Source organism: Candidatus Cloacimonadota bacterium (genome assembly GCA_020532085.1).
GTDB lineage: Bacteria > Cloacimonadota > Cloacimonadia > Cloacimonadales > Cloacimonadaceae > Syntrophosphaera.
The window spans coordinates 1-5,857 of sequence record JAJBAV010000067.1 but is presented as its reverse complement, the minus strand read 5'-3'; the positions used below and the strand labels follow the sequence as shown (position 1 = coordinate 5,857).

General features: G+C 56.3%; 5 protein-coding genes. All 5 read right to left on the bottom strand.

Going from position 1 to position 5,857, the window contains the following annotated elements:
* Window positions 1-134 precede the first annotated feature (134 nt).
* Entirely contained in the window at window positions 135-980 is an 846-nt protein-coding gene (locus LHW45_10820) for a DUF1837 domain-containing protein (protein MCB5286062.1), read from the bottom strand.
* An 18-nt stretch (window positions 981-998) separates the two neighbouring features.
* Window positions 999-1,754 (bottom strand): hypothetical protein, encoded by a 756-nt coding sequence (locus LHW45_10815; protein MCB5286061.1) that lies wholly within the window; start codon window positions 1,752-1,754, stop codon window positions 999-1,001.
* A complete protein-coding gene (gene pglZ, locus LHW45_10810; GenBank protein MCB5286060.1) occupies window positions 1,754-3,781 on the bottom strand; it encodes a BREX-3 system phosphatase PglZ in 2,028 nt (675 codons plus the stop codon). The genes LHW45_10815 and pglZ overlap by 1 nt, the downstream gene beginning before the upstream one ends.
* Window positions 3,778-4,152 carry a four helix bundle protein gene (locus LHW45_10805; protein ID MCB5286059.1) on the bottom strand — a complete coding sequence of 125 codons (375 nt, stop codon included), beginning with the start codon at window positions 4,150-4,152 and terminating at the stop codon, window positions 3,778-3,780. Before LHW45_10805 ends, pglZ begins: the two co-directional genes overlap by 4 nt.
* Window positions 4,149-5,857, bottom strand: a 1,709-nt coding sequence (locus LHW45_10800) for an SWF/SNF helicase family protein (protein MCB5286058.1), incomplete at its 5' end; no start/stop codon positions are given. The genes LHW45_10805 and LHW45_10800, both read right to left, overlap by 4 nt.

Below are 5,857 nucleotides of genomic sequence, written 5' to 3'. Positions count from 1 at the left end.
CCAACAAGCCAATCGAGAGCGTGAAGAGCTTAGCCGGATCTTGTGCGATTTTGATGTGATGCTCTTCCGGAACACTGTACTCCAGCATCTTGGCCTTCGACCTGGTAACACCCAGCAGCAATTGGGATCTTTGTTCAGGCCTCATCCGCAGCCCTCCTGTAGAGCTCGTGGACAAGGGTCATCATATCTGGGCCTTTAATGATCACGAGAACCAAACTCTTGCTGTTGGGATGAGGTATCAATTCCTTTGACTTTGCTGATTTTGGGATTTTCCCACAGTCGGCTCCGGCAATTATCTTGGCATCGAAGTGTTCGTCTGAAATTATCGCCGCCGCGCCGTAAGTCTCTTTGTATGGCACATCAACTGGACTCTGAAATCTCTCGACCAGTTGAGCCTGTTCAATCTCCTTTCTTTCGAAGAGCTTTTGCTTAATGAAATTCAGTGATTCATCTATCCGAAGGTGATCCTTTGCTGAATCGTTAATCGCATCCTGCAACCTGTTCTTCCCAGAGCCTGAGAACTTAGTCTTAGCTTCAAACACAACAAGCACATCCTTCGGAGACGTGCCATCCTTTTTGTGGAAGCGAAATCCAATTACATCGCTTCCTTTGGGTGACTCGTCTCGAATGACTTTGGAGCCCCAACGTACTCTAGGAACCCAGAAGCCGAGGAGCCACTGGAGGTAGTCGGCAACAAGGATTTCACCAAAATCACCAGCTCGAATTCCTGGGCCAAGTTTCGATGTACTGCAGGGAAATTTAATGCTGTTCAGATAGTCTTGGCGTGTTCGCTTGGCCCTGAAGAAATCAATTTCAGCATCCAGGCAATAATGATTCCGGAAATGCTTTGCCCATGCGGAGAGCACATCGTCGTCGTCCTGATGCTGGAACTCCCAGACCTCGACCTCCTTGCCGTCGGCGGTCTTCAGTCTCTCGCCGGTATCGACGAGCCATTTAGTGTGTTCCGAGGTCCAAGGCATTCACGTTCCATCCCTGATTTAGTTGTCCTTCAATTTCAACAGCTCATCGTCCAGTCCGTAGCGAACCACATCGATCCGGTCGCTGCGTTGGGATACAAAGTCTCCGGTCATCACGGGGAGCTGGAATGGGAAGAATGCCGGATTATTCAGTAGCAGCCCCAATGCGCCTTTGGCCTCCGGGGTGGCTAGGAGTGCGGACTCGAACATCAGGATGGCCAGGTTTGAATCGGCAATGCTCACCGGAGCGGCTTTCTCATAGCAGCCCTTGGTCTCTGAATCCTGCAGGGTTCCCCAGGCGACAAAGGACCGAATCACATATTTTGCATAACGGCTTACGGTCTGCCGGTCACCATACTGCTCCTTAAGACGATTGATGATCTGGGTCTGGGTCACCTGGTCCTGCAAGGCCAGCAGACGGCCGGTCTGCCGGGCCACATTGAACCAGAACGGATAGACCGCCGAGATCATCCCCCAGTGGACCGCCAGAGCCATGGACGGGTTTTCACGCAAAAACGCCAGCGTGGCATCCCGGAATGGAATCAGCTCGGGGTCAGGAGAGACCCAGGTCTTCATCAGGTTGTTGACGACAAAGGTTCGGGTCTGGTCGCTTCGTTTGCCCTCGGAGCCATTGCCTTTTCTGTCCGCGAGGAACTCATGCAGCTCCTGGCGGATGGTTTTGGCGTCAAGTCCTGCCAGCAGCAGATTGGCAGCTTTTTGCATCCACTCGAAACGGATAGCCTGCTTGATGCCAATGGCTTCGTGTCTTTTGCCCATCACCGTGTTCTCCTTTCAAACTTCACAAGGGGCACGATGACTTCTTCGATGGCTACACCGCCGTGACCTACGATAGCCTCTCCCGGATTCACAAACGCGCCGCGACCACCGGCCACCAGGGGAAAGTAGTCTGCGGGCAATCCGACCGGCTGCCACTCGTGGGCAAACGGGAAGGCCCCAGCGACCTGAGAACGGAGTTCCGGCGTGGGATAGACACGAACCCGCTCGCCGCGAGTTTCGGCAATCACACCTTCAGATGGGCGGCCTTTGCCTTCGCATTGGATGTTGCCGTGATCGGCCGTCAGCCAGACCTCATAGCCGTAATCCAGCAGTTGGCCGACCAGCGAGGAAAGAAATCCGGCATGGCACCACTGCTTAATCTGGTTGTGCATCCCGGCCGACCCAAGTTGCATGCCGTGCATGATCTTGTCGACCTTGTCCACGACCAGCCCCACCACCTTGGTCTTGCCGGGATGAATTAAGGAGTCGAGAACGCTGGATGCATCGCCGTCGCCCAGGCCGCGCTGGTAGGCGACATCCAAGCGGGATAGGCCATGCCCCTCCCAAAATTGCTTCCAAAGCTTTTCTTCGCTATTGGTCGAGTTGATGGATGACGGAAAATAAAGCGGCGGCTTGCCCGAGAAGATCGATTGCCGCGATACCGAGGTCAGCGTCGGAATCCAGGCGAAGGTCGCGGATTCGCGCATGACCAGATTGGCGTCCTGCTTTTGCAGAAGCTGGCGGATGGTCACCCACTGATCCAGGGCCAGTCCATCAACCACGATCAGCGCGGCACGGCTATTGCCGGAATCCTCGATGTCCCGAGCCAGACGGCGCGGCACATGGTGGAGCATGGCCGGATTCGTCGGCGGCAGGTTGATCAAGCTGGAATAGTGATCGGCCAGCCATCCGGCAAAAGTCGTGTTCAGGGCATCACCGATTTCCCTGAGCCGGGTCTGTTGTTCTGTGCTGTTGCCGCAATGGATCTTTGAGCCGAGTTCAGCCCATTTCAGTGCGAAGGCGGTCCAGTCGGAATAACGAGACTCCGCTGTGGGCAACTCCTTTTCGACAAGGTCAAACAGGCGGGAAACACGAAGCGCTTCGTCATCTACACCGGCCACGGCAATACCGCTTCGAACCCAGGACCCGGCATCCACTTTAATGTCTGTGGCCTCGACAGGGATGAGTTTCCCCTCCAGGAACAGGTTGTCGATGTAGACCTTGATGTCCTGATGGTCGAACGGCAGGCGATCAGGGCCGGGATACTTGAGGCCGTATTCCGGCGAATCTTCCCGTACCTGATTAGCGCTACCGAGCCTGAAAAGAAATAGCGGCCAGCGTTCCTGCAAAAAGGCGAAGAAGGCTTCATCGTCCGGAACGATTTCAGAGAGCGGCCAGGCCTTGAAGCCATCATGCCCCTTGAGAACCTGGATAAGCCGCTCGGCCAGCATCAGCGGGATTTGAAGCTTCCCATAGTGCAGGCGAAGCAAGGCGCGAAGCAGTTCGACCTCGCCCCCTATCAGCTCAGCGGCGATGCCGAACACATGGCGGAGGATGAAATCCTTGGTGGCGTTATCGCCCATGCGATCCGGCGGCGACTTGCGCTGGGCCTCGAAAAGTGCGTCTAGCAGACTTCGGTCGAGCTTCTCGATAACCGGATAGCTGAGCGTTGGGAAGAGATCCCCCAGATTGAACGACAGCTTGCGGCCCGCCTGGAGCAGGTCGTATGGCAGGGATTCCAACTCGGCATCCTGCAAGCGGAGAATCACCACCAGGTCGGTATGTTCGCCGCGATCCCAGATCGAGCGGTATTTGGACTCATAGGCGTATCTGAATTCGACCGGATCACTGAACTCGATCAGGTCGAAGCCGCGCCCACGTAATTCAAGCGCCAGTTTCTCCTCGGTCAACAAGCAGTCCGGGTCCGCGACCAGGGTCAGCTTGCTGACGTTGGGAACGAAGTCATTCAGGATGGCGTCTCGCCAGGAAGGACAGTGCGGAGTGCGTGGTGCGGAGTGCGTCGTCATTCTTTGGCACTCCTATCTAACGATGAACGAAGTCCACCTATTGCCCGGCTCAAGGAGAGGCATTTATCATAAATTGCCGAGCAATCGGCATCGGCAACGTAACCCAGAGATTTGGCCAATTGGATTTGGCTTCGGACTTCTGCGCATGATCCTCGGGCAATGGAGAGGAATTGCTTGAACTCTTGCCTGCTGTATCGTTCGAAACCCTCCGCGATATTCGACATGACCGATACAGATGCCCGCTGAATCTGGTCTCTGAGTCCCCAGTCACGAGAGAATTCACCATTCTTGGTCAACCGGTAGATTTCCACCGACAAATCATGAGCCATCCGCCAAACTTGAAGACCTTCGAAACATTCGACTTTGCTCATGCCCGCACCTCGCACTCCGCACTTCGCACTCGCAACGCGAGCAGCGACCGGATTTCCGGAACGATCTGCCGCGCTGATTGCAGTTCATGTCGCCACTCAGCCTCCTCGGCATCACAGCGGGCCAGACGGTACTGGCGTACTTCAGGCAACCCCACTCGCTCAATAGCCTTCCGCCGAGAAGCGAAAGCAACCATGCCGCGTTCTTCTTCCCGGGTCACCGAAACTATGTGCGCCTGTTGCAATGTGTCGAACAGCTCCTGTCCGGCCTGTTCGGCTGCTTCCTGCAAACGCTCATGGGCGATGAGGGATTCATCCTGCCCGAGGGTGGCTCTCACCTCGGCTTCCGCTGTCTGCAGCGCATCCCAGATATGCCGGGCCGTGGGCAGAAACAGTTTGCCTTCCTCGCTCAAGAACACGCTGACATAGCCCCGCCGCACCATGGGGATGCGCAGGAGGTTTGTCTTCTGGTGTATCCCTGCCTGAAGGCGAATCTCAAACAGCCCCCAGAAACCCGAGATGCTGGCTGGCAGTCCATTCACGGTTACGCAAGGCAATGGCTGACCTGCCGCGACCTGGGGCAGGTTCAGGGCCAGCCCACGGACACGGTTGTTTTCAAGATTGAGCAGAGTTGCGTCGGTCAAGCGATCAGCTTCCCGGGCGCTGAACACGGCTTTGCGATGCTCCTGGCCATCCGGCCAATTAAGATCCCACCAGGAGCGCTTGCGACTGGCCACACCGCCATGGGAGTTGAGGTAACCGACCGTCATCCGTTCCACCCAATGGGGTAGCGGATGGGAGCGCAGACGCTCAGCGATTTGCAAATCCGGTTCTTCGGAGATGCCATAGATGGCGGAGGACTCGCGCACCTGCTGGATCTCATCACGAATCCGAGCCACCGTGTGATCGACGGAGGTTTCGATACCGTCAGGATTAAGGATGGCCGAGGCAAACACATCCTCGAACAACTCACCAGCCTGGGCGGAGTCGAGCACGTCACCGGTTTTGTCGATGCCGAATTCTTCAAAGATCACCGAGAGCTTCTGCTCCAGTACTTCGCGCACGCGGAACTCGACCGAATCTGCAATAACAAAGTTGATTGCCTGTACGGTTTTTGGCTGACCTATACGGTCCACACGACCGATACGCTGCTCCAGCCGCATGGGGTTCCAGGGGATGTCGTAGTTGATGATCACGTGGGCGAACTGCAGGTTCAAACCTTCGCCGCCCGCATCGGTGGAGACCAGCACGCGATGTGATTTGCGGAAGGCGTCCTGGACCTGCTTGCGTTCCTCCATGTCCATGGAGCCGTTCAGGGTGACCACCGAGATTCCCCGCGCCTCCAGAAATTCCTTCAACATCTGCTGGGTGGGAATGAACTCGGTGAAGATCAGCACTTTCAGATCCGGTTCGTTTTCCTCGGCTTGCAGCTTGTAGATCCACTCGATCAGAGCCTCGGCCTTGGCGTCCGGACCTGCCTGCTCACAACGAACCGCCGCATCGAGCAGGGTCTCCACATGGCTGCCTTCGCTCTGCAGGGCAGACACATGGGATTTCAGCAGCTCATCGAGCAGCTCCTGTCCGTCCATGTCATATAGCTCGGCTATTTCATCGTCTGGGCTTTCCGATCCCTCCGCGCCGTTTTCCAGTTCCGCCAGGCGCAGGCTGGCTTGTTGCTCACCATCCTTGAGTGCCGCAAGCCGACGCT

Excerpts from the sequence above, each read along its gene's own strand:
- LHW45_10820 (MCB5286062.1), bottom strand. The coding sequence starts at position 980 with ATGCCTTGGACCTCGGAACACACTAAATGGCTCGTCGATACCGGCGAG.
- LHW45_10815 (MCB5286061.1), bottom strand. The coding sequence starts at position 1,754 with ATGGGCAAAAGACACGAAGCCATTGGCATCAAGCAGGCTATCCGTTTC.
- pglZ (MCB5286060.1), bottom strand. The coding sequence starts at position 3,781 with ATGACGACGCACTCCGCACCACGCACTCCGCACTGTCCTTCCTGGCGA.
- LHW45_10805 (MCB5286059.1), bottom strand. The coding sequence starts at position 4,152 with ATGAGCAAAGTCGAATGTTTCGAAGGTCTTCAAGTTTGGCGGATGGCT.